General features: G+C 33.5%; 21 protein-coding genes. 12 read left to right on the top strand and 9 right to left on the bottom strand.

What is annotated here, in order from left to right:
- Window positions 1–157: 157 nt before the first annotated feature.
- The 6 genes from FA707_RS07955 to FA707_RS07930 form a co-directional block, all read right to left on the bottom strand.
- Window positions 158–1,417 (bottom strand): tyrosine-type recombinase/integrase, encoded by a 1,260-nt coding sequence (locus FA707_RS07955; RefSeq protein ID WP_136953727.1) that lies wholly within the window; start codon window positions 1,415–1,417, stop codon window positions 158–160.
- Between the two features lie 2 nt (window positions 1,418–1,419).
- Entirely contained in the window at window positions 1,420–1,623 is a 204-nt protein-coding gene (locus tag FA707_RS07950) for a DUF3173 family protein (protein ID WP_168177379.1), read from the bottom strand.
- A 99-nt stretch (window positions 1,624–1,722) separates the two neighbouring features.
- On the bottom strand, window positions 1,723–2,955 hold the full coding sequence (locus FA707_RS07945) for a rolling circle replication-associated protein (protein WP_136953725.1): 1,233 nt from the start codon (window positions 2,953–2,955) through the stop codon (window positions 1,723–1,725).
- On the bottom strand, window positions 2,952–3,770 hold the full coding sequence (locus FA707_RS07940; RefSeq protein ID WP_136953724.1) for an FtsK/SpoIIIE domain-containing protein: 819 nt from the start codon (window positions 3,768–3,770) through the stop codon (window positions 2,952–2,954). The genes FA707_RS07945 and FA707_RS07940 overlap by 4 nt, the downstream gene beginning before the upstream one ends.
- Entirely contained in the window at window positions 3,760–4,320 is a 561-nt protein-coding gene (locus FA707_RS07935) for a hypothetical protein (protein ID WP_136953723.1), read from the bottom strand. The genes FA707_RS07940 and FA707_RS07935 overlap by 11 nt, the downstream gene beginning before the upstream one ends.
- 4 nt (window positions 4,321–4,324) lie before the next feature.
- Window positions 4,325–4,756, bottom strand: coding sequence for a hypothetical protein (locus FA707_RS07930; RefSeq protein ID WP_136953722.1), 432 nt, complete (start codon window positions 4,754–4,756; stop codon window positions 4,325–4,327).
- Between the two features lie 190 nt (window positions 4,757–4,946).
- Between FA707_RS07930 and FA707_RS07925 the strand changes: the two genes are divergently transcribed.
- The 3 genes from FA707_RS07925 to FA707_RS07915 all read left to right on the top strand — a co-directional run bounded on the left by FA707_RS07925 (window position 4,947) and on the right by FA707_RS07915 (window position 7,827).
- Window positions 4,947–5,813 (top strand): hypothetical protein, encoded by an 867-nt coding sequence (locus tag FA707_RS07925; protein ID WP_136953721.1) that lies wholly within the window; start codon window positions 4,947–4,949, stop codon window positions 5,811–5,813.
- 243 nt (window positions 5,814–6,056) lie between these two features.
- A complete protein-coding gene (locus FA707_RS07920) occupies window positions 6,057–6,641 on the top strand; it encodes a hypothetical protein (RefSeq protein ID WP_136953720.1) in 585 nt (194 codons plus the stop codon).
- A gap of 148 nt (window positions 6,642–6,789) precedes the next feature.
- Window positions 6,790–7,827, top strand: coding sequence for a DUF6287 domain-containing protein (locus FA707_RS07915; protein WP_136953719.1), 1,038 nt, complete (start codon window positions 6,790–6,792; stop codon window positions 7,825–7,827).
- Between the two features lie 236 nt (window positions 7,828–8,063).
- On the opposite strand, the gene guaA is transcribed toward FA707_RS07915, so the two are convergent.
- From guaA to FA707_RS07900, 3 genes are all read right to left on the bottom strand, one after another.
- Window positions 8,064–9,608 (bottom strand): glutamine-hydrolyzing GMP synthase, encoded by a 1,545-nt coding sequence (gene guaA, locus FA707_RS07910; RefSeq protein WP_171028945.1) that lies wholly within the window; start codon window positions 9,606–9,608, stop codon window positions 8,064–8,066.
- A gap of 20 nt (window positions 9,609–9,628) precedes the next feature.
- The gene (coaA, locus tag FA707_RS07905; RefSeq protein ID WP_136953717.1) at window positions 9,629–10,558 is read right to left on the bottom strand and encodes a type I pantothenate kinase; all 930 of its coding nucleotides are present in this window, start codon (window positions 10,556–10,558) and stop codon (window positions 9,629–9,631) included.
- 82 nt (window positions 10,559–10,640) lie between these two features.
- Window positions 10,641–11,165 carry an acyl-CoA thioesterase gene (locus FA707_RS07900; RefSeq protein ID WP_136953716.1) on the bottom strand — a complete coding sequence of 175 codons (525 nt, stop codon included), beginning with the start codon at window positions 11,163–11,165 and terminating at the stop codon, window positions 10,641–10,643.
- Between the two features lie 90 nt (window positions 11,166–11,255).
- Between FA707_RS07900 and FA707_RS07895 the strand changes: the two genes are divergently transcribed.
- The 9 genes from FA707_RS07895 (at window position 11,256) to FA707_RS07855 (ending at window position 20,303) form a co-directional block, all read left to right on the top strand.
- On the top strand, window positions 11,256–11,846 hold the full coding sequence (locus FA707_RS07895) for an SGNH/GDSL hydrolase family protein (protein ID WP_136953715.1): 591 nt from the start codon (window positions 11,256–11,258) through the stop codon (window positions 11,844–11,846).
- Window positions 11,843–12,448: a class I SAM-dependent methyltransferase gene (locus FA707_RS07890; RefSeq protein ID WP_136953714.1), complete on the top strand. Its 606-nt coding sequence runs from the start codon at window positions 11,843–11,845 to the stop codon at window positions 12,446–12,448. The genes FA707_RS07895 and FA707_RS07890 overlap by 4 nt, the downstream gene beginning before the upstream one ends.
- A 199-nt stretch (window positions 12,449–12,647) precedes the next feature.
- Window positions 12,648–13,430 (top strand): 30S ribosomal protein S2, encoded by a 783-nt coding sequence (gene rpsB, locus FA707_RS07885; protein WP_136953713.1) that lies wholly within the window; start codon window positions 12,648–12,650, stop codon window positions 13,428–13,430.
- 118 nt (window positions 13,431–13,548) lie between these two features.
- On the top strand, window positions 13,549–14,427 hold the full coding sequence (gene tsf, locus FA707_RS07880) for a translation elongation factor Ts (protein WP_136953712.1): 879 nt from the start codon (window positions 13,549–13,551) through the stop codon (window positions 14,425–14,427).
- Between the two features lie 131 nt (window positions 14,428–14,558).
- Entirely contained in the window at window positions 14,559–15,284 is a 726-nt protein-coding gene (gene pyrH, locus FA707_RS07875; protein WP_136953711.1) for a UMP kinase, read from the top strand.
- On the top strand, window positions 15,284–15,841 hold the full coding sequence (frr, locus tag FA707_RS07870; protein WP_136953710.1) for a ribosome recycling factor: 558 nt from the start codon (window positions 15,284–15,286) through the stop codon (window positions 15,839–15,841). Before pyrH ends, frr begins: the two co-directional genes overlap by 1 nt.
- A 155-nt stretch (window positions 15,842–15,996) precedes the next feature.
- Window positions 15,997–17,445: a helix-turn-helix domain-containing protein gene (locus FA707_RS07865; RefSeq protein ID WP_136953709.1), complete on the top strand. Its 1,449-nt coding sequence runs from the start codon at window positions 15,997–15,999 to the stop codon at window positions 17,443–17,445.
- Between the two features lie 146 nt (window positions 17,446–17,591).
- The gene (locus FA707_RS07860) at window positions 17,592–19,034 is read left to right on the top strand and encodes a helix-turn-helix domain-containing protein (protein WP_136953708.1); all 1,443 of its coding nucleotides are present in this window, start codon (window positions 17,592–17,594) and stop codon (window positions 19,032–19,034) included.
- 285 nt (window positions 19,035–19,319) lie between these two features.
- The gene (locus FA707_RS07855) at window positions 19,320–20,303 is read left to right on the top strand and encodes a WxLIP family cell surface protein (RefSeq protein ID WP_136953707.1); all 984 of its coding nucleotides are present in this window, start codon (window positions 19,320–19,322) and stop codon (window positions 20,301–20,303) included.
- The last annotated feature ends 13 nt before the right edge of the window (window positions 20,304–20,316 follow it).

Genomic DNA, 20,316 nt, shown 5'->3' with positions numbered 1-20,316 from the left:
GAAATGGTAGGGAACTATGTCATTTTTAATGATTTTCAAGCATTTTAAGTGTACTAAAACGTTGATTTATCGGTATTCCCCATTCATATTAAGTTAGCTCTTTATTCCCACTCGGTTTTGTACAGGTGGGAAATAACCTGTTGATGTCACTGTATTTCTAAGCTGTCTTAGTATCCTTTGGGGACACTTCGGGGACAGTATTTTTCTTAATAAATTGATTCCCTTGAAAATGAACATTTGATTCTTTAGAGCTAGAAAAATTAATAGTACCATTAATTTCATTGGCAATATCGCGGTCAGCACCAGCGTAAAGATGTGCATAATGTCGATACGTGATCTCTGGGCTGGAATGTCCTAGCCGTTTAGAAATTTTTAGAATCTCAATGTTAAATTCATTAATCAAATAACTTACGTGCGAGTGTCGTAAGCCTTTTGCTTGAATTGAGTGGATGTTTGCTAAAGCAGCATAACGCTTAATAATACGAGAAATAGTACTCTTTATCAATGGCTTTCCAGTAAATGAAAGGACGAAATCTTTTTTATGACCTAATCCAATTTCTTTTTGCTTATCTTTCCAAGCTCGTAAGATTTCAACTGTCGTATCATCTAATGAAATAAAACGGTTTGCATTTGTTGTTTTTAAGTCATCTGAGCGTTCAAACTCTTTTTGATTCTTAATCAACAAATTATGACAAACATGAATTTGTTTTCGTTTAAAATCAATATCTTCCCAATAGAGAGCAGTCGCTTCATTTACTCGCATCCCAGTCATGAAATATAGAGTTAACATAGTATAGTTGAGATGTTCATACACATCATCAATACAAATTTGAGCTAATACTTTTTCAAATTCTTTTTTAGTCCAAAAAGCAACTTTTGCTTTTCCTTTAGGTAATGCTTTGACTTTGTGAGCAGGGTTATCTTGGATATAGCCCAATTGTTCCGCAAAGGACAAAATTCTTTTAAAAGTAGAGAACAGACCACTAGAATAACTGGGTTTGTAGCCATAATTGACTAACCAGATTCGAAAATCGTTGACTAGCTTCACATCGATATCTTTAAGCTTACGCTTACCAAAAAAATTGCGGATAACTTTGATACCATTTAATTTGTGTTCATAAGTTTGTGGTTTAACTGTTGTCTTATAATGCGGTAAATACTCATTATCAACAAAAGTATCAAAGCTCATTTTTGAAGCAGCATAAGCGCCAGTCTTGAAATATTTTGCTTTTTGAACGACAACAAACTTATTTGCTTCTGTAAGAGAAGAAAAAGGTTTATTGTTTTCATCTACCATTGTTTTTAACCGATTTCGTTTACCAGTAACAGGGTCAGTACCCAATGATATTTGAACTTGAACTTTATCTGCTTCTTTATCGTAGTATACGCCAGTATACTTACTTTTTTTCATTGCCATATTTATTTAGCCTCCTGAATTTGAGGTTCAAATCCAAGAACTTTTTCTATGGCGTGTAGAGGTATTGCTGTAATTTTACGATTATCGTAAAATTCATTACCTAATTCTATCATATAAATTCGAGATTGTCTGATGATCTCTTTAGATTGATAGTCAGAATAGCCTAATTTCATTAAGTCTTGTTTTGTGATAATTTGTTTATACATACTATCAGTACCTTTCGTATTCCATAAAAATATGCAAACAACTATGCGATTTAGTATAATGTGATTGAGCATAGTTGCTCGCGATACAAATTGTGAATTTTAAATTTCACAATTAGGACGTTCATCAATCGGAGATGTGAGAGTTGATGATTGATGAGCTTTTTCAGTTATATCAATGATATACGTGTTTTTTTTTACAGTGTGTGTAGTACCGTTATCATCAATAATCGCTTCTTTTTTTGTCATAATTTTTTTATCATAGATATTTAGTTGAACAGTAGCTTGAGCGTGTTCAATTTTTTTCTGAATATTTTCATCCAATAGATTACTTTTGTCGTGTCTCATTAAATATTCTTTATGCGGGCTATTTAGGTTTTTGCTTGCTAGGTATGCTTTTGCCTTACTGCCTTGTTCCTCGTATGGAGCTCGCCCCTCGTTCTTCATCATATATTTGGACATATAGTTAACAGCTTTTTGGGAACTATTGTAAATCGGATAAAAATCACTATTTCCATATTTCCAATTTGGAAGAATCAATTTAGGGATTGATTTTTTATTATCGTCAAGAACATTGCGATTATGAGAATTTGTTAAGTAAAGTAGCTTGCCTTTTTGACTTCGTGCCTGTTCAAAAACGATAGTTTTATCAAAATATAGAAGGATATGCCAATGAATCCGTCCATTTTTTTCTCCATATTCGGAAATAGCCATATATTTTACATTATTGTTATATTTCCGCCTAATTTTTTTGCGAAATTCCATAAAAGCCTTTTTTGCTTCATCATAAGAGTAAGCCATTTTAGGTGCTAATTCTGGTGAGAAAGTGAGCGTTGCCCAGTGAGTCCAAGGATTTGCTAATGCTTTATCAATGAATTCTTTTCTTTTTCTACGTTTTTTCTTTAGCCTTAAATGAGTGTGTTCTTCGTCAGATAGTACTTTTGTAATGACGATATTTTTTGTTTTCTTATCAAGAATATATGTGATTTTTCCGTCTTGGATTGAGATAGCTTGAAAACCTTCTTTTAATTCGTAAGGCACAATTTCTTTTGTTTGAGCATATTCTTTTAACTCGATAGAATCATCTGAAATTTTAAACACTTTATCATACTGAAGTTTATTTTTTTCTTGTGGTAGCCAATATTTAAGCCATTTTGTTTTGCCACCTAAAATTTCTCCATTGCTATCAAAAAATTTGGGCATATTTGTATCAACACTCTTTCTCTTTTTTTCGTTTGTTCCAAACTTCGCTTTATTATCAAGTAGAGCCGCCGCAAACGGCGGCTCGCTTGGCAGCTGCGACTGAGTCGCGCTGCCTTTGCGTACAATAATCAATGATTGTTCAACTGATGATTATTGATCTGTGTTCGTAAAATATCATTTGGGGTACAATTACTAAATCGAATAAATGGAGTTTCATACGCTTTAGCTCTAACCCATCCGAGCCCATCAAGCATTAATACACCAGCACCAATTTTAGAGAAATCAACGTTCGGTAACTGTTCTTGAGTCAGATTCAACATATTGTATTCTTGTGCTGTTTGTTGCCCCAATAAAACTTTCATTGAAATATTCGATCTAATTTGTGAATCCCCCAATAGTTTAGCATCAAAGTGTTGTGTTGAAAGTACGAGATGAATAGAAGCTTGACGAGCGACTAAAATTAGTTCTGTTAATGAATCAAGAATATCCGTAGTATTGTCTTCTTTTAGTCTGTTCCAAGCAGTATTTTTAGAGTTCTCTTTATTCGCAATTTTATTTTTTCTATCTGTTTTTTTTGCATTAATCATAATCGCTGCTAACTCATCGACAAAACAGAAAATATGAGATAGTCCAATTTCAGAAGCTGTAACGTTCCCCAATTTCTTTGATTTAATAGTAGTAATTCGTTGTTTCATTATAAGAACTAATTGTTGAAGTTCAGTGACAACCTCTTCTGTTGTTTGTGCGATCGTAACTGCTGTTAGATTACTTAAATCGCCATTTTTTCCATCAAAAATCAAAATTTCATTGGTTAATTTTGCCGCTTCTAAAATAAGATAGTAAATAAATTGTGTTTTACCAGAACCAGTTTTTCCCGTAACTACGCAATGAGGTTGAGTATCTAAATTCCATGAGTATTTGTTATTTAGGGGAATGTTATTGTTCATAGTTAATCACTAACCTTTTCGCTTTTTTTTGGAAGATAAAAGTTGTGTCTGTTGTAGTTTCTATTATTTCTTCAATAACGTAATCTTTGGAAGGAAATAAAAGTTCTTCTAATAAGTGCTCTTTTATCTCATTCTGAATACTTTTAGTCATGGAAGCCTGCCAAATGAACTTTATTAAAAATATCTCGTCGTTCTTATTTTCAGACATTTTAACAATTGGATAGACTAGCTTTTTTGATAATGTTTCATTTTTTCCAACATTTTCAAATAGAGTGTTTAATCGCCAACAAAAAAGTTCGTACCACCAAGGCGAACGTAAGTATAGACAAATTACAAAAATATAAATAATTGAAAATGTCATCATAAATCCAAAAATCACAGAATTCCCAAATAAAGTTGAAAGCTGATTTAAATTATCAACATATTTGATTTCTAGTAAAAAACTAATCGCAAAAGCTACGCTAATCATCAAAGAAATGATGACTAGCAAGTTTTGCAGAGATTCAGTATTACTGCGTTTTTTTTTAAAAGTGTATTCTCGTTGTTTCATACTTTTACCCTCGGCTTGATATGGCTGTTTTTATTTGTGTAAGAATAAGTTTCAAGCCATTCCATGAGCCAGATTGTCCCTTAGAAACCCAACGTAAGGCAATTAGTGAGTTTTCAGTTGAAAGTTTTTGACCGATTAATTTTTCGGTTTGTGTAGCTAGTTTATTAACTAAATTCTTATCTTGAATTTCTACGATGAAAGCAGGCATATCTGTTAAGTCAATTTCCGCAGCAGTAGCTGCTTGGACTGCTTTTTCATCAAGTGCCGTCAAAGCGATTTTTGAGATAGTATCGGTAGCAATACCATTTACATATTCATTCCGCGTAGTTGCTGTAATGATTTGAATTTGTGTTGGAATCTCGACATTTGTTTCACTAGCTTTTGCAACTAATATTCCTAGTTTTGTCCCAGTTAATTTTAATTTTTGATTTTCCATTTGAAAACCGCCTTTTCATTTTTTTTGTTGTTTACGTGCACTAAACAACTTTATAAGTTAATTAACTAACTGATATAAGTTTAACAGACTGAAAGTGTATTGCAATTGCTTCTTTTTAGCGTATTTAATTAACAAAAATAATACACCTCTTATCTATTTATAGTATAATGAGTTTTGAGGAGGTGGTTTTATGTACGAAGTTACAAGAAATTATTTTTATAAAAGTCTTTCTTTGTCATTAAAACAACGTAAAAAAGAAAGCAAGAAAAAAAATAGAGAAATTTTTCCTGCTGATGAAATAGAGAATGGACTTAAGATTCCCAAAGAATTCGTTGTTAAACAACAAAATTCACGAAATAAACGTGTTAGCCGAATTCTTAACAATAATAGACCAGAAAGTTATCCTTACCTTATGAGTAGTAATGAAGTAGATGTATTAACTAAGACACTAAATTATACTAATAGTGATGAAATGCTGTGGGGACATATTAGATGGCAAGACATGTATAGTGCAGTTATAGAGGATTTGAGTAAAGGTAACGTGTCAAACGACTTGCAAGAAACATTTAAAAAAAACCTTATTGATTATGTGCCGTATTCTAAACTACATTATTATGAAGTAACGGAATATGGTAAAGTATGGGGACTATATGAAAAGCAAGAAAAAGAAGATATAACAAATAAAGCTATTAAATGGAGCTACTTTGATTCTACTGAGACATATGTAAAAGAACTCAAAAAATCATTTTTAAAAGAATTTACTGGAACGAAGCTAGATAAATTTAATCAAAAACTTTCATATTTTTTAGATAAATTTTTAAAAGAATTTTTACAACAATTTATCCCAGAGGAAAATTCTTTTGGACAGCAAACATTCAGATATCAAAAAGAAGTTGATATTAATTACGATAAACTCAATGGTATAAAAGAGCAGCTTCATGGAGGGGAAAATGATATAACAACACTATTAGATGAATACACAACATATTCTATAAATCATATTGAAAAATTGGCTATGTTTCAAAAAAAATTTAAAGAGTTAGAAAATAAAAAGTAATTGAGTCAATTTCATAGTAAATATCACAAAAGAAAAATACGAATATTTATGAGCTTGCCTTTGTTTATGTTAATTTTGTATCATAAAAATCTAGTTCTAGGGTTGATTTTACAACCGTAATATAATTTTTCAGAAAAATTGTTCGCTTATATTTTTTATTCTGAATTATTAATATTTGCATTGTGATATGATTGTTATTCGTATATAATAGCAGTGTATCTTTTTGGAAAATAGGAGGGAAAAATGGACAAGAATGAGCTTTTGAATTATTTGTTGAATCAGCAAAAAAGAACAAAGGTAGCTACTAAATTAGAAAAAACACTTAGAAATCAAAAAAATGTAGAAGCGGATATGAAAAAGAAATGGAATGGAACAATTTACGCCTCAATTATTGTAGCTACACTGCTGAGAATTATGTATTATCCATATAATAATTACATGATGTTCACTACTTTTTTGTATGTTTTAGGGATTGGATTATTCCTATTGAGAAGAAATAAAGTACAGGTATGTGCAAATAAAGTTAGTGAGACAGAGCAATTATTAAAAAATGAAATGAGTAAACCTGAATATCTTGAAGGATTACATAATTTTCCTGTGAAATTTTATGATTTTGATTCTACGTATCGACTATATAATCTAGTAAGTGAAAGCAGAGCGAATACTCTTCAAGAAGCATTCAATTTACTAGAATTACAATTAAACGCTGAATATCAAAATCATTTGGCAGAACAGAATCTTAAAGCTTCGGAAGCTGCAGAAAGAAATACACGAGTTTCAGCTATAACCTCAGTTATTACAGCTTATAATACCTCTAAAAAAAAGTGAGCGTTCACATAATAAAAGTGACTAGTACAAGATATAGGTTAAGTAGTCTTGTGCTAGTTTTTTTGATCATATAGAAATGTGCGTTTGAATGGTAGTTTTAAAAAGTATCATTAGTAACATGACAAAATTTGACCAGAGGATGGGAAAAATGAAAAATAAAGTTCTATTGTTATTATTAGTTACGGTGTTAGTCGGGTGTGGGGAAAATGAGAAGAAAAATGAAGATTCTAGCACTAGCATAGCTGCTACAAAAGAAAGCACTTCTGTAGCAAGCACAAGCTCCACAGTTACGTCAGAGAGTACAACTGAATCAGGACGTAAAGCTGATATGAGTCAATATAACCAAATTGTTGGAAACTATGCAACCTTTTTAGAAGATACAAATGTTCAACGAGCGGATATAAATAGCATGGCATTTTTAGCTACTCAATATTTCTATACTGGAGTTTTTCATACAACATTGGATGTGGATAATAACGGAACTCAGGAGTTATTGATTGCGTTAGGTAATCAGGAGGGGGCATATACGTTATTAGATATGTACACTATTTCATCTGACAATGAATTGATTCGTTTAACAACGGAAGAAAATCAGTTGAATGCTATTGGGGAAAGAATGCGATTAATACCCCTTCAGGATGGCACATTATACTATATAGGAAGTAGCGGAGCTAACAGCCAAAGCTACAAAATCTATGAATTTAATCAACAAGGAATACAGCTTTACAGTACTAGAGAAAGTACGAATGTAGAAGGCGAGTCGATAGAGATTGGAGAATCTGTTGATTTATCCATATTAAAATGGCAATCCGTTAAAACTGATGCGCCAGAACAACAAGGTACCAGCGGAGAAGTGGATATTGCAGCGGTTCAGAAAGGTGATTATTCAAGTATTTCGCATTCATGGGTAAATGAAGCTGGAGACATGATAAGTATAGCGGGTGCTAGTATAAATTTATCTTCTGGTGACATAGTTGAACTTTCGACAGGTGGATTACAAGTAGAAAATGAAGTGCTTTTAGGGAGTGTGAGTTTCGGAATGACTGGAGCAAGAATTGCAATAGCTCCTAAAGGTATAGAATTTACAGAAACACTTGTTTTAGGTAGTACAGACATAACTAGAGATAGAATCATCATAGGACAAGGAGCTTCAGAAATTAAGGATGTTTATTATCCGCTACAGTAGAGTTATATCGATATAGAAAAAATAAAACAGACTGACAAATATAGTCAGTCTGTTTTTTACCTTGTAAATTTTTAGGAAAATGAAAACACTGACCTGTCAAAATAACAAGCCAGCATTTGATAGTAATGGGGGACATTTTGGGGACACTTAACCAAAACTAACCCGTTTTCAAGCTGTTTTATACCTCTACAAACGCCTTAAAAATCCTTGAACCAATTGAACTTTATGATTTTAGGCTATTCCCACTCTACAGTCGCTGGTGGTTTAGAGGTAATGTCATACACGACGCGGTTAACGTGTGCCACTTCGTTTACTAAACGAACTGAGATTTTTTGTAATAGATCCCAATCGATACGTGCGAAGTCAGCCGTCATACCGTCGATTGATGTGATAGCGCGGATACCGATTGTGTAATCGTACGTACGGCCGTCACCCATAACACCAACTGAACGGATGCCTGGTAAGACTGTGAAATATTGCCAGATATCGCGGTCTAAACCAGCGTTTGCGATTTCTTCACGTAAGATAGCATCTGATTCACGAACGATTTCTAATTTTTCTTCAGAAATTTCACCAAGCACGCGGATACCTAATCCTGGTCCTGGGAATGGTTGACGCCATACAAGTGAATCAGGCATACCTAATTCAGTTCCTAAAGCGCGAACTTCATCTTTGAATAATGTATTCAATGGTTCGATTAGTTTGAATTGCATATCGTCAGGTAAACCACCTACGTTATGGTGAGACTTGATAACTTCAGCAGTATCAGTTCCACTTTCGATCACGTCAGTGTATAACGTACCTTGTGCTAAGAATTCGATGCCGTCTAATTTAGTTGCTTCATCGTCGAATACGTAAATGAATTCGTTACCGATAATTTTACGTTTTTGTTCTGGATCAGAAACACCTGCTAATTTATCTAAGAAACGTTTTTTAGCGTCTACTTTGATGATGTTTAAGCCGAATTTTCCGCCTAAACTTTCCATTACTTGTTCTGCTTCGCCTTTACGTAATAAACCGTGGTCAACGAAGATACAAGTTAATTGGTCGCCGATTGCTTTTTGTAAAAGAACCCCAACAACACTAGAGTCCACACCGCCTGAAAGACCAAGTAAAACTTTTTTGTCGCCAACTGTTTCGCGGATTTTTGCGATTTCGTTTTCGATGAAGTTTTCCATTGACCAGTCGCCTTTACAGCCACAGATTTCAAAGGCAAAGTTTTTCAATAAGTCGTTCCCGTTTAGAGAGTGACGTACTTCTGGATGGAATTGCACGCCGTAGAAGTTTTTAGCTTCGTTAGCCATAGCAGCTACCGGACAGTCAGCGCTTGTCGCGGTTACGTCAAAACCTTCCGGTAATTTAGTCACTAAGTCACCGTGGCTCATCCATACTTGTTCTTGCGCAGGTAGGTTTTGGAATAAACCAGATGTTGTATTTTGAACATCGATGAAGGCTTGTCCGTATTCTTTTTTCGCTGCTGCTTCAACTGTTCCGCCGAAGTGGTCAGTCATTAATTGCATACCGTAGCAAATACCGAAGACAGGAATGCCTAAGTTGAAAATTTCTGGATCAACTTTGAATGAATCTTCTTCATAGACACTGTTTGGTCCACCAGAGAAGATAATTCCTTTTGGATTCATTGCTTTGATTTCTTCAGCAGTTGTTTTGTGGCTTAGTAATTCAGAGAATACACCAAACTCACGAATACGACGAGTAATTAATTGGTTGTACTGGCTACCAAAATCTAAAACGATAATGGTTTCTAGTGTTGGATTAGTCACGTTGTTCCCTCTTTCTGTTATTAATATTTAGTCAAATAGACATCACTAATTTGGTGGTTAGCTTGTTTACGCAAAATCAACTCAGCATGATGACGAGTTGGTAAGATATAGTCTTCTAAGTTGCGTAAATTCACTCGTTTCCATACGCCACGCGCCATTTCCATCGCTTCTTCACGAGGGCCGGTTGCATATGAATAATAATAATTATTTGGTTCTAAGAAGGCTGAATCAAGAAGCGCTTCAAAGCGATCTAAGTACCATTTCTCAATTGTTTTAGGATCGGCATCAACAAAAATTGAAAAGTCAAAAAAGTCGCTAACATAGATTTGTTGGTTTGCGGGTAATTGTAAAACATTAATTCCTTCAACAATCAAAATATCAGGTTCACATATTTCTTGAAATTCATCCGGAATAATATTGTAAACCTCGTGAGAGTATATTGGGATTTGTAATGGCGATTTCCGACGTTTAACGTCTTCTAAAAAGCCGATTAGCCGTTCCATATCGTAACTCTCTGGAAATCCTTTTTGATCCATCATGTTATTTTCAAGCAAATACTCATTAGGATACAAGAAACCGTCAGTGGTAATTAAATGAACGTTGCGACGTTTAAAAATACGTGACAACATCATTTGTAAGACACGTGCAGTGGTACTTTTACCGACCGCGACACTACCTGCAATGCCGATAATGAAAGGTGGGGTTTCTTGGTACTTCTGCATGAACAAGCCTTTACTTTGTTGCAACGAATCGTATTCTTTCATATACAGCTTAATTAAATGTGTTAAGGGCATATAAATGTCTTGCACGTCTTGTAAAGAAATTTTATCGTTGAAACTTTTAATTTCTTGAAGCTCTTCCTCGGTTAATGGAGGTATACCATTTAGATAAAAACTTTCCCACTCTGGACGTGTGAAGTGATGATACTTCTTTGATTCCTTCGCTTGCACGATGTTTATTTCCTCCTAAGAATAGGGTGTAGAAAGAATTATACCACATTTAAATTTTTTTCATAGTTTAAAATGTTCAAAATTAAAAAGTGGTTAAAGAAATGTCGGCTGCAAATGTTTTTTCAAGTTTTAAATCGCGTAAACGATTTTGTTTGCGTTCCGAGTAGTCTTTAGAAATACTAATTTCCTCAGTACTTTCAGGAACGACAGTGGGCACGACATAACCTTTGTCAATTTCTTTTCCTACTACCACAAAAGTCATAAAGCAAGTTGCCGCTAAATAGCGCTCTCCGGTTGTTAAATTTTCACCAGTTACTTTTACAAAAACTTCTAACGAACGGGTTCCAGTACCTGTTACAAAGGCATCCAATGTTAAGGCATAGTCAGCTGGAATCGGTGCTAAGAAGTTTAAACGATCAGTCGAAGCCGTTACAACTGGTTGACGCGTATGGCGAATCGCTGCCATTGCTGCGCAACTATCAATATAGTACATTAATTGGCCACCGTATAACGTGTTGTGGCTGTTTGTGTCTTGAGGTAACACTAAATGGGTTTGAACCGTACGTGACTCATGACAAAATTTTTGATTTGGTTTAACTTCATTCATATAAAAAAACTTCCTCCCGTGCTATGATAGATAAAATAGCACTCTGATTATACCATAAACAGGGGATAGAATAGGAAGGAAGCAACCTAAATGGCAAGGATAATTTTATTTGGTGATAGCTTAACAGCAGGTTATAATCCAGAAGAAATGTTTACGGACGAATTGACGCGCCGTGTGCAAGCCGCTTTCCCAGAATTAGACGTTATTAACGCTGGAATACCTGGAGATGCGGCCGAACAAGGCCTTCAGCGAATAGAGGAACATGTGTTAAAATATAAAGCGGATGAAACAAATAAATTGGAGGTTGTCACTGTTTTCTTCGGGGTAAATGATTTAGCGTTGCACCGTGATGTATCCGTGATGGATTATCAAGCGCACCTCAAATCAATCGTCGAGCAAATAGGCTATGATAAAGTAATTGTTTTTTCTGCACCATATGTTAATCAACGTTTAAGATTTCAAGACCGTCCGTTAACACGTATCGAACAGTTTGTAGAAGTGGCGCAAACGCTAGCGGGGGAGTTGGATGTTCCGTTTGTTAACTTATTAGAAATCATGATGAATGACACTAGACGTGATGATTGGTTCCAAGCAGATGGTCTCCATTTTTCAAGTTATGGTTATGAGGAACTTGCAAAATTATTTAATCAAGAAATTAAAAAGAAGAGGGAAGTTTTATGACAGAGCATTATTTTAGTAATTCACCAGAAACCGCTCATGAGCGAGCGCAATTTACTTTTGAGCTAAAAGGCAAAAAATTTATTTTTAATACGGATAGCCATGTTTTTTCAAAGAACACGATTGATTTTGGCAGTCGTGTGCTAATCGACGCGTTTGACGATAGCGAACTACCAGAAGGCGCGTTGCTAGATGTTGGTTGTGGTTACGGTCCAATGGGCTTGTCACTAGCATATAGTACGGGACGTTTTGTCGAGATGGTGGATGTGAACGAGCGTGCTTTAGGTTTAGCAAAAGAAAACGCAGCAGCTAATGGTATTGAACAAGTAGATATCCATGTTTCTTCTATATATGAAGTAACTAATCAAGAAAGTTACGCAGGGATTGTGAGCAACCCACCCATTCGTGCTGGTAAACAAGTGGTGCATGGTATTTTAGAAGGGGCCTATCCATTACTTAAAGAAGGCGGTAGCTTAACGGTTGTCATTCAAAAGAAACAAGGGGCACCAAGCGCTCAGAAGAAGATGGCAGAAGTTTTCGGAAACTGCGAGATTGTGACGAAAGAAAAAGGCTACTTGATTTTGAGAAGTGTGAAAGAGGCTTAACAAACGAATAGTTAATCTAGATTTTGTGGTAAAACACTTGAAATTTATGGGAATCTATTATATACTATTCAAGGTTATGCAAATAACTAACAAAAACCACATCCATTACGATTTTCAGAGCGGTGCTTTGTCTGACAAAGTTCTCTGTGAAGTTGAATAGTGGAGAGGAAAAATTAAAAACCAAATGGAGGAAACAAAAATGGCAGTAATTTCAATGAAACAATTACTAGAATCTGGTGTACACTTTGGTCACCAAACTCGTCGTTGGAACCCAAAAATGAAGAAATATATCTTCACTGAAAGAAACGGGATCTACATCATCGACTTACAAAAAACAGTTCGTTTAGTAGACGACGCTTACAACTACATGAAGGATGTTGCTGAAAACGGCGGTATCGCTTTATTCGTAGGTACTAAAAAACAAGCTCAAGAAGCTGTTAAAGAAGAAGCTACACGTTCAGGTCAATTCTACGTGAATCACCGTTGGTTAGGTGGAACTTTAACTAACTGGGATACTATCCAAAAACGTATCGCTCGCTTAAAAGAAATTAACAAAATGGAAGAAGAAGGAATCTTCTCTGTTTTACCTAAAAAAGAAGTTTCTGTATTAAACAAAGAACGTGAACGTTTAGAAAAATTCTTAGGCGGTATCGCTGATATGCCAAGAATTCCAGACGTAATGTTCATCGTAGACCCTCGTAAAGAGCGTATTGCGGTACAAGAAGCTCATAAATTAAACATTCCTATCGTTGCTATGGTAGATACTAACTGTGATCCAGATGAGATCGACGTAGTTATCCCATCAAATGACGATGCTATCCGCGCGGTTAAATTAATCGCTGGTAAAATGGCTGACGCTTTCATCGAAGGCCGTCAAGGTGAAGACGAAGTTGTAGAAGAAACTTTTACAGCTGAAGAAGCTCCAGCAGCAGATTCAATGGAAGAAATCGTTGAAGTTGTTGAAGGAAGCAACGCTGAATAATTTTAGTTAAATAATTAAATGTCTCAAAGGCTATGAAGTAGTAGGCGAACAAAGTAGCCCGTCTTGTACCTTTGAGACTTTTTTTACAAAGAAAAATACTCTAGGAGGCACATATAAAATGGCACAAAAAATTACTGCAGCTATGGTAAAAGAATTACGCGACAAAACAGGCGTTGGTATGATGGACGCTAAACGCGCATTAGTAGAAGTTGACGGAGACATGGACAAAGCAATCGATCACTTAAGAGAATCTGGTTTAGCAAAAGCTGCTAAAAAAGGTGACCGTATCGCTGCTGAAGGTTTAGCTAACGTTTACGTTAACGGCAATACTGCTGCAATCGTAGAAATCAACTCAGAAACTGACTTCGTTGCTAAAAACGACCAATTCAAAGAATTAGTTGTACGTGTAGCTAAATTAGTTGCTGAAAACAAACCAGCTGATATGGAAGCTGCTTTAGCTATCGAAACAGAAAACGGAACTATCGAGAAAGAAATCTTAGAAGCTACTACAGTTATCGGAGAAAAAATTGCTTTCCGTCGTTTCGAAATCGTTGAAAAAGCTGACGATGAAGTATTCGGAGCTTACTTACATGCTGGCGGAACTATCGCTGTATTATCAGTAGTTTCTGGTGCTGACGAAGCAGTAGCTAAAGACGTTTCAATGCACGTTGCAGCTATCAACCCTCGTTACATGACAAAAGAAGAAGTGCCTGCTGAAGAATTAGAACACGAGAAAAAAGTTTTAACTGAGCAAGCATTAAACGAAGGCAAACCAGCTAACATCGTTGAAAAAATGGTTATCGGCCGTATGCAAAAATTCTTAGCAGAAATCTGCTTAGTGGACCAACCATTCGTTAAAGATCCAGATATGACAGTTTCTAAATACTTAGCAAGCAAAAACTCTGAAGTTAAAGCATTCGTTCGTTTCGAAGTAGGCGAAGGAATCGAAAAACGTCAAGAAAACTTTGCTGACGAAGTAAGAAGCCAAATGAAATAATTAATCTATCATCTGATAGTTGGGGACGCAACTGTAAAAAGTGCGCTCCCTTTTTTTAGGCAAAATTAGAAAATGGTCGTAAGACTAGATTTATGCTAGAATAAGTACAGAAATTAATGGAGGGTGTTATCATGGAGGAGCCAAAATTTAAACGCGTGGTATTAAAATTAAGTGGAGAAGCATTAGCTGGAGATGTTGGTTTTGGAATTAAACCACCAGTAATCGAAGAAATTTGTAAAGAAATCAAAGAAGTTCATGATTTAGGTGTTGAAATCGCAATCGTTGTCGGTGGCGGAAACATCTGGCGTGGTCAAGTCGGTGAACAAATGGGCATGGAACGTGCACAAGCTGACTATATGGGAATGCTTGCAACGGTGATGAACGCTTTAGCTTTACAAGATGTGTTAGAAAACGTTGGGCTACCAACTCGTGTTCAAACATCAATCGAAATGCGTCAAATCGCTGAACAATACATTCGTCGTCGTGCCGTACGTCATTTAGAAAAAGGTCGTGTTGTAATCTTTGCTGGGGGAACAGGTAATCCTTACTTCTCAACAGATACAACATCTGCTTTACGTGCAGCTGAAATCAATGCTGACGTTATCTTAATGGCGAAAAATAATGTTGACGGTGTTTACTCTGCTGATCCTAAATTAGATGCAGATGCGGTTAAATTTGAAGAATTAACTCACTTAGACGTGATTGCTAAAGGATTAGCGGTAATGGATTCTACAGCAAGCTCATTGAGTATGGATAATGATATTCCATTAGTTGTCTTTAACTTAAATGAACCAGGAAATATTAAACGCGTTGTTGAAGGTGAAAACATCGGAACAACGGTAAGGGGGAAAAAATAATGGTCCAAGCAGTATTAAATAGTACTAAAGAAAGAATGATTAAGTCTGAAGAAAACTTACAACGTGAACTAGGTTACATTCGTGCTGGTCGTGCTAACGCTAGCATTTTAGATCGCGTACAAGTTGATTATTACGGTGCTCCAACACCATTGAATCAAATCGCTCAAATCAACATACCAGAAGCACGTATGTTAATGATTACACCATTCGACAAAACAGCTTTAGAAGATATCGAACGTGCGATCATGGCCAGTGACTTAGGTTTAAGCCCATCAAACGACGGTTCTGTTATCCGTTTAGTGATTCCTCAATTAACGGAAGAACGCCGTAAAGAATTAGCGAAAGAAGTAGGCAAAATCGCTGAATCTTCAAAAGTAGCGGTTCGTAACATTCGTCGTGATGCAATTGATGAATTGAAAAAATTAGAGAAAAACAAAGAAATTTCTGAAGATGAATTACGTACTTACGAAAAAGACGTTCAAACATTGACAGATAACAGTATTGCTAAAATTGATAGCATTACAAAAGCAAAAGAACAAGAATTATTGGAAGTGTAATAAAGCAAGCATTGATAGTAGAATTGTCCGATTAAAATCGATCAATTCTATTTCAATGCTTTTTTGTTAACTTAAAACTATTAAATAGTAGTTAATTGGATATTTATGTATTAGAATAACATTAGAGATCATGAAATATGGAGGAGTGATTTGTATTGTTTGCTGAAACAAATATTACCACTAAACTAAATCTATTATACTATTTAGAATTTTTTGGAAATGATATTACTGTTGATAAGTTATTAGAGTTTTTAAATATTTCTAAAATAACGTTAAAAAAATATGTTAAAGAAATCAATGAAATGGCACAAGAGTATGAAATAATTATAAAAGGTAACAGTATAGAATTAAAAAGTGACCATAGGGAAAATAGTTTGTTGATTGCTAAGAGAATAATTGGGGAGTCTCTTAATATCACTCTTTTACTAAGTATTTTATATAAAAAATATAATCTGTCAGAATTAGCAGAACGTTTGTTTATTACAAAATCAACAGTTATTTACAAAGTTGAACAGTTGAATGAGTACTTTAAGAATCAAGAATTAGAAATTGAAATTATTTATCTTGATAATGAAAGTTATGAAATAGTTGGTGAGGAATGGGAAATTAGACATTTTTTTAAAATTTTATTATTGGAAATCGATTACTATGATATTTATTTGCAAAACAAACCCATTTTTAAAGAAATTCATGAACAATTAGATAATCATTTTAATGAACATTACACTCAAAATGAAGCGCTGACAGTAGATACGTATGTTTTTATTGGTTTAAGAAGAGCATCACGGGGTTTTTATTTATTTGACAGTTTTGAAGAAGTTCCTAAAGAAGTCAGAATTGAGCTAGAGTATTTATTTGAACATTTAAAAAAGAAAACACCTTTTGTTAGTTTTCTTGAGAGCAAGTACTTAGTGAAATTTGATTTGTTATTACTAGCTAATATAATTCCAATAGAATATTTATATGAAATTATGTATTTAAATGGAAATTTTGAGATTGGGGATCCGTTAGAATCATCGGTTGGAAATATTATTAAACAATATATAGATAAGTATAATATCGATATGCTAAAAAATGATTTTGATTATTACGTCAAGTTGTTATCCATTCAGATTCTTATGTATGGGCCGCTTAATCAAATACTACTCGAAGACTACGAGATTCATTATCGTGCTTTGAGAAGAGAAAATGAAGAAAAATTAGATTATCTTTATAAATTAGTACAAGAGTCAGGTATTATTACTTATGAAGTGCCAAGTATTTACCAAGAATTTATCATATATTTTTTAGTTGTAGTTTCTGAAGTTAGGAAAGATTATTTTCATATTCATCCGTCTAAAAAAATTAAAATATTACTTTATTCTGCTAAGCATAATGTCTATTCGGAAGTACTTGAGTATATTTTGAAAGATCGTTACAGTGCCTATTTTTCGGTGGTGATGGATTATAAAGACGTTTTACATGATACATATAATGTCGATGATTATGACGTTATTATTTCGGATATTTATTTGGATAGTTTTAAGGATAAGTATTTATATTTCACAAAATTGCCAAGTACATTTTTTTGGAAGAGCTTTGAGGATTTAATTAAAGGGAAATGAAACACATGAATTATTTTCATGTGTTTTTTTTATTTTATTGATTATAAAAAAAAAAAAAATATGAGAAAAAATATACATGATATATTTAAAAAAAGGGAGATGTCTATATGTAAGGAAAAGTAAATAAATAGAAGGGAAGAGAATGGGTGTTTATTGAAAAAAATATTTCTAAAAAAATAGAGTTGATGTATTACTTAGAAGCTTATGGTGGAGAAGCTTCTACAGAGGATCTCCTAAAGTTTTTAGATACAACTATTGTGACGTTAAAAAAATATATCAAAGAAATTAATACAAGTACGGATAGTTATGAAATAGTCATTAAAGGTAGCACGATTCATTTGATATCAGATTATCGTCAAAATTCTATTATGGTATCTAAATTACTACTAGGTGATTCCATTAATTTGAAGTTATTACTTTCTATTTTTTTTGATCAATGTAATTTAACAGAATTATCTCAACAACTTTATATGACCAAGCCTACCGTTTTGTATAAAATTAACCATATTAATAAGTATTTTGAAAGGGAAGCATTAGATATTCAAATTGTCTATAATGACTATTATGAAATAACTGGTCATGAGAGAATAGTGAGACATTTTTTTAGAGTGTTACTTCTTGAAATGGGTGATTATGAAGTACTTCGAGAAAATCAAATAATATTTAATGAGGTCCATCTTTTTTTTAAAAAAAATTATCGTGACTATCACACAAGGCATGAATCATTGATGATTGATACTTACTTATTAATTGCATTAAATCGTGTGTCGAAACATTATTATTTACATGATGATTTAGAACAACTTGATGGTGAGATTAAAACCGAAGTAATGATAATTTATAATACGTTGGTTCAAAAAAAACCTTTTGTAAATTTTATTGAGTCTACTTATAATGTCATATTTTCTCCATATTTAATTGCCAATATTATCCCAATAGAATATATAGAAGAAATTTTGTTTCTTAAAGAAGGCTATATGTTAAATGATGATAAAGAACATAAAATATCAGATATCCTCAAATGTTATTTAAGGAAGTACGGTTTATGCATTCCACTCAAGAAACAAGAGCGCTATATTAAATTTCTAACTAATCAATTGGTGACAATTGGTCCGATTAATCAGGTGATTTTAAGAGATTTTGATATTAACTATAAAAAACTGGCTGAAATTAATTTAGAAAAATCATCTTTCTTATACCGAGTGATAGCTAGTTCAGAGCTTTTTTTAACAGATAGAGAGAGCTTAAAGTATGAATTTTGTATCTTCTTTTTAACCATTATTGATGAGGTGCGTAAAGATTACTTTGGTATCAATCAATCTGAAAATATTAGAATCTTACTATATTATTCAGAAAATAATATTTACTCTGAAATTTTTGAAAGTATTTTGAAAGATAAATATGAAAATCAATATAAAATAACTATTGATTATATCAACATTTTATATAACGATTACCAAGTGAAAAACTATGATGTGATTATTTCTGATATTTATTTAGAAGATTTTGAAGGTAAATATTTATATTATTCTCGCTACCCTAGTAATGAATTCTGGCAAGAATTTGAACAAATGGTTTTAATAAAATAAAAAGCTAATTATAAATGATATTCCAACGATTAAGGATTATCATGTTTGATTAGCTTTTTTTATGCCTCGTTTTATTTTTTTAAATTTCAGGATAAAACGTAAAATCCAGATTATTTTTAGCATGTTATATTTGATTAGTAGCAAAGAGCTGGTTCTAAATAATAGTCAAATAATTCGTTTTATATTCTTTCCAAAAGAGATAAAACATAAAATTTTATAGAATCGTAAGATGTTATAGTTGATAAGTAGTTAAGTGATACAGATATAGAGAGGAAGATAAGAACAATGAAAAAATTGATTAGTTTGATGGTAGCAGTGATAGGTGTAGGTGTGTTTGTAACAGAAGAAGTAACATTTGCATCATCAGGTGCCAATTTTTCTGTTCAACCAAAAATTCCTGAAAATCAAAAGAATAGTACGAGTTATTTTGATTTAGAATTGAAACCTAATCAAGAACAAATAATCGAAATTGAAGTATTTAATGATTCAGATGAAGAAATTGAAGTAATGACTGAATTAAATAGAGCGACTACTTCTGATGTTGGAAATATTACTTATCAAACAACTGAATTGGTTGATGAGAGTGTTATTAATAATATTGAAGAAATTGTGACAAATGAAATTGAAAGTGTTGTACTTAAACCAAAATCGTCCGAGGTAGTTAAATGGGATATTAATATGCCGAAAGAAAGTTTTGATGGTGTTGTGTTAGGTGGTTTTCGCTTTACTTTAGCAGAAAAAGATAACGAAATAGTGGGTATTGAAAATCGTTTTGCGTATACTGTTGGTATTTTATTAAGCAATCAAGAACAAGATATACCAGTAAATTTGAATCTACTGGATATTACAACGGGTCAAGTTAACTATCGTAATCATATTCTAGTTAATTTACAAAATGATATGCCTAGAATTATTGATGAGATGATGATTGAAGCTGAAGTTTATGAGTTGGGAAGCAATCAACCCATTTACACAGCAAGTAGTCAAGAATTACGAATGGCTCCAAATTCAAGTTTTAACTATGGGATTTCAACACAAGAAACGGCTTTTAAACCAGGTAAATACCAACTAAAGTTAACAGCTAATGCTGATGGTGAAGAATTTAGTTGGAATCAAGAATTTGAAATTTCAGGTAAAGAAGCCAAAACTCATAATAAAGAAGCTATTTTTATTGAAGAACCTGCAATCAAACTTTGGATGTGGATAGCGATTTCAGCAGTGTTACTGAGTGTAACAACCGTGATTTGGGCGGTAAAAAAAGAAAAATAGTGAAAGGAAGAAT

It is taken from the genome of Vagococcus zengguangii, assembly GCF_005145005.1.
Lineage (GTDB): Bacteria > Bacillota > Bacilli > Lactobacillales > Vagococcaceae > Vagococcus_A > Vagococcus_A zengguangii.
The sequence above is the reverse complement of the archived record's forward strand: the minus strand, read 5'-3'. Positions and strand labels throughout refer to the sequence as shown.

What these genes read in the sequence shown, in the direction of transcription:
- rpsB (WP_136953713.1), top strand. Translation starts at nt 12,648, where the DNA reads ATGGCAGTAATTTCAATGAAACAATTACTAGAATCTGGTGTACACTTT.
- pyrH (WP_136953711.1), top strand. Translation starts at nt 14,559, where the DNA reads ATGGAGGAGCCAAAATTTAAACGCGTGGTATTAAAATTAAGTGGAGAA.
- tsf (WP_136953712.1), top strand. Translation starts at nt 13,549, where the DNA reads ATGGCACAAAAAATTACTGCAGCTATGGTAAAAGAATTACGCGACAAA.
- FA707_RS07895 (WP_136953715.1), top strand. Translation starts at nt 11,256, where the DNA reads ATGGCAAGGATAATTTTATTTGGTGATAGCTTAACAGCAGGTTATAAT.
- frr (WP_136953710.1), top strand. Translation starts at nt 15,284, where the DNA reads ATGGTCCAAGCAGTATTAAATAGTACTAAAGAAAGAATGATTAAGTCT.
- FA707_RS07935 (WP_136953723.1), bottom strand. Translation starts at nt 4,320, where the DNA reads ATGAAACAACGAGAATACACTTTTAAAAAAAAACGCAGTAATACTGAA.
- FA707_RS07925 (WP_136953721.1), top strand. Translation starts at nt 4,947, where the DNA reads ATGTACGAAGTTACAAGAAATTATTTTTATAAAAGTCTTTCTTTGTCA.
- FA707_RS07930 (WP_136953722.1), bottom strand. Translation starts at nt 4,756, where the DNA reads ATGGAAAATCAAAAATTAAAATTAACTGGGACAAAACTAGGAATATTA.
- FA707_RS07950 (WP_168177379.1), bottom strand. Translation starts at nt 1,623, where the DNA reads ATGTATAAACAAATTATCACAAAACAAGACTTAATGAAATTAGGCTAT.
- FA707_RS07900 (WP_136953716.1), bottom strand. Translation starts at nt 11,165, where the DNA reads ATGAATGAAGTTAAACCAAATCAAAAATTTTGTCATGAGTCACGTACG.
- FA707_RS07855 (WP_136953707.1), top strand. Translation starts at nt 19,320, where the DNA reads ATGAAAAAATTGATTAGTTTGATGGTAGCAGTGATAGGTGTAGGTGTG.
- FA707_RS07920 (WP_136953720.1), top strand. Translation starts at nt 6,057, where the DNA reads ATGGACAAGAATGAGCTTTTGAATTATTTGTTGAATCAGCAAAAAAGA.
- FA707_RS07890 (WP_136953714.1), top strand. Translation starts at nt 11,843, where the DNA reads ATGACAGAGCATTATTTTAGTAATTCACCAGAAACCGCTCATGAGCGA.
- FA707_RS07955 (WP_136953727.1), bottom strand. Translation starts at nt 1,417, where the DNA reads ATGGCAATGAAAAAAAGTAAGTATACTGGCGTATACTACGATAAAGAA.
- FA707_RS07915 (WP_136953719.1), top strand. Translation starts at nt 6,790, where the DNA reads ATGAAAAATAAAGTTCTATTGTTATTATTAGTTACGGTGTTAGTCGGG.
- FA707_RS07940 (WP_136953724.1), bottom strand. Translation starts at nt 3,770, where the DNA reads ATGAACAATAACATTCCCCTAAATAACAAATACTCATGGAATTTAGAT.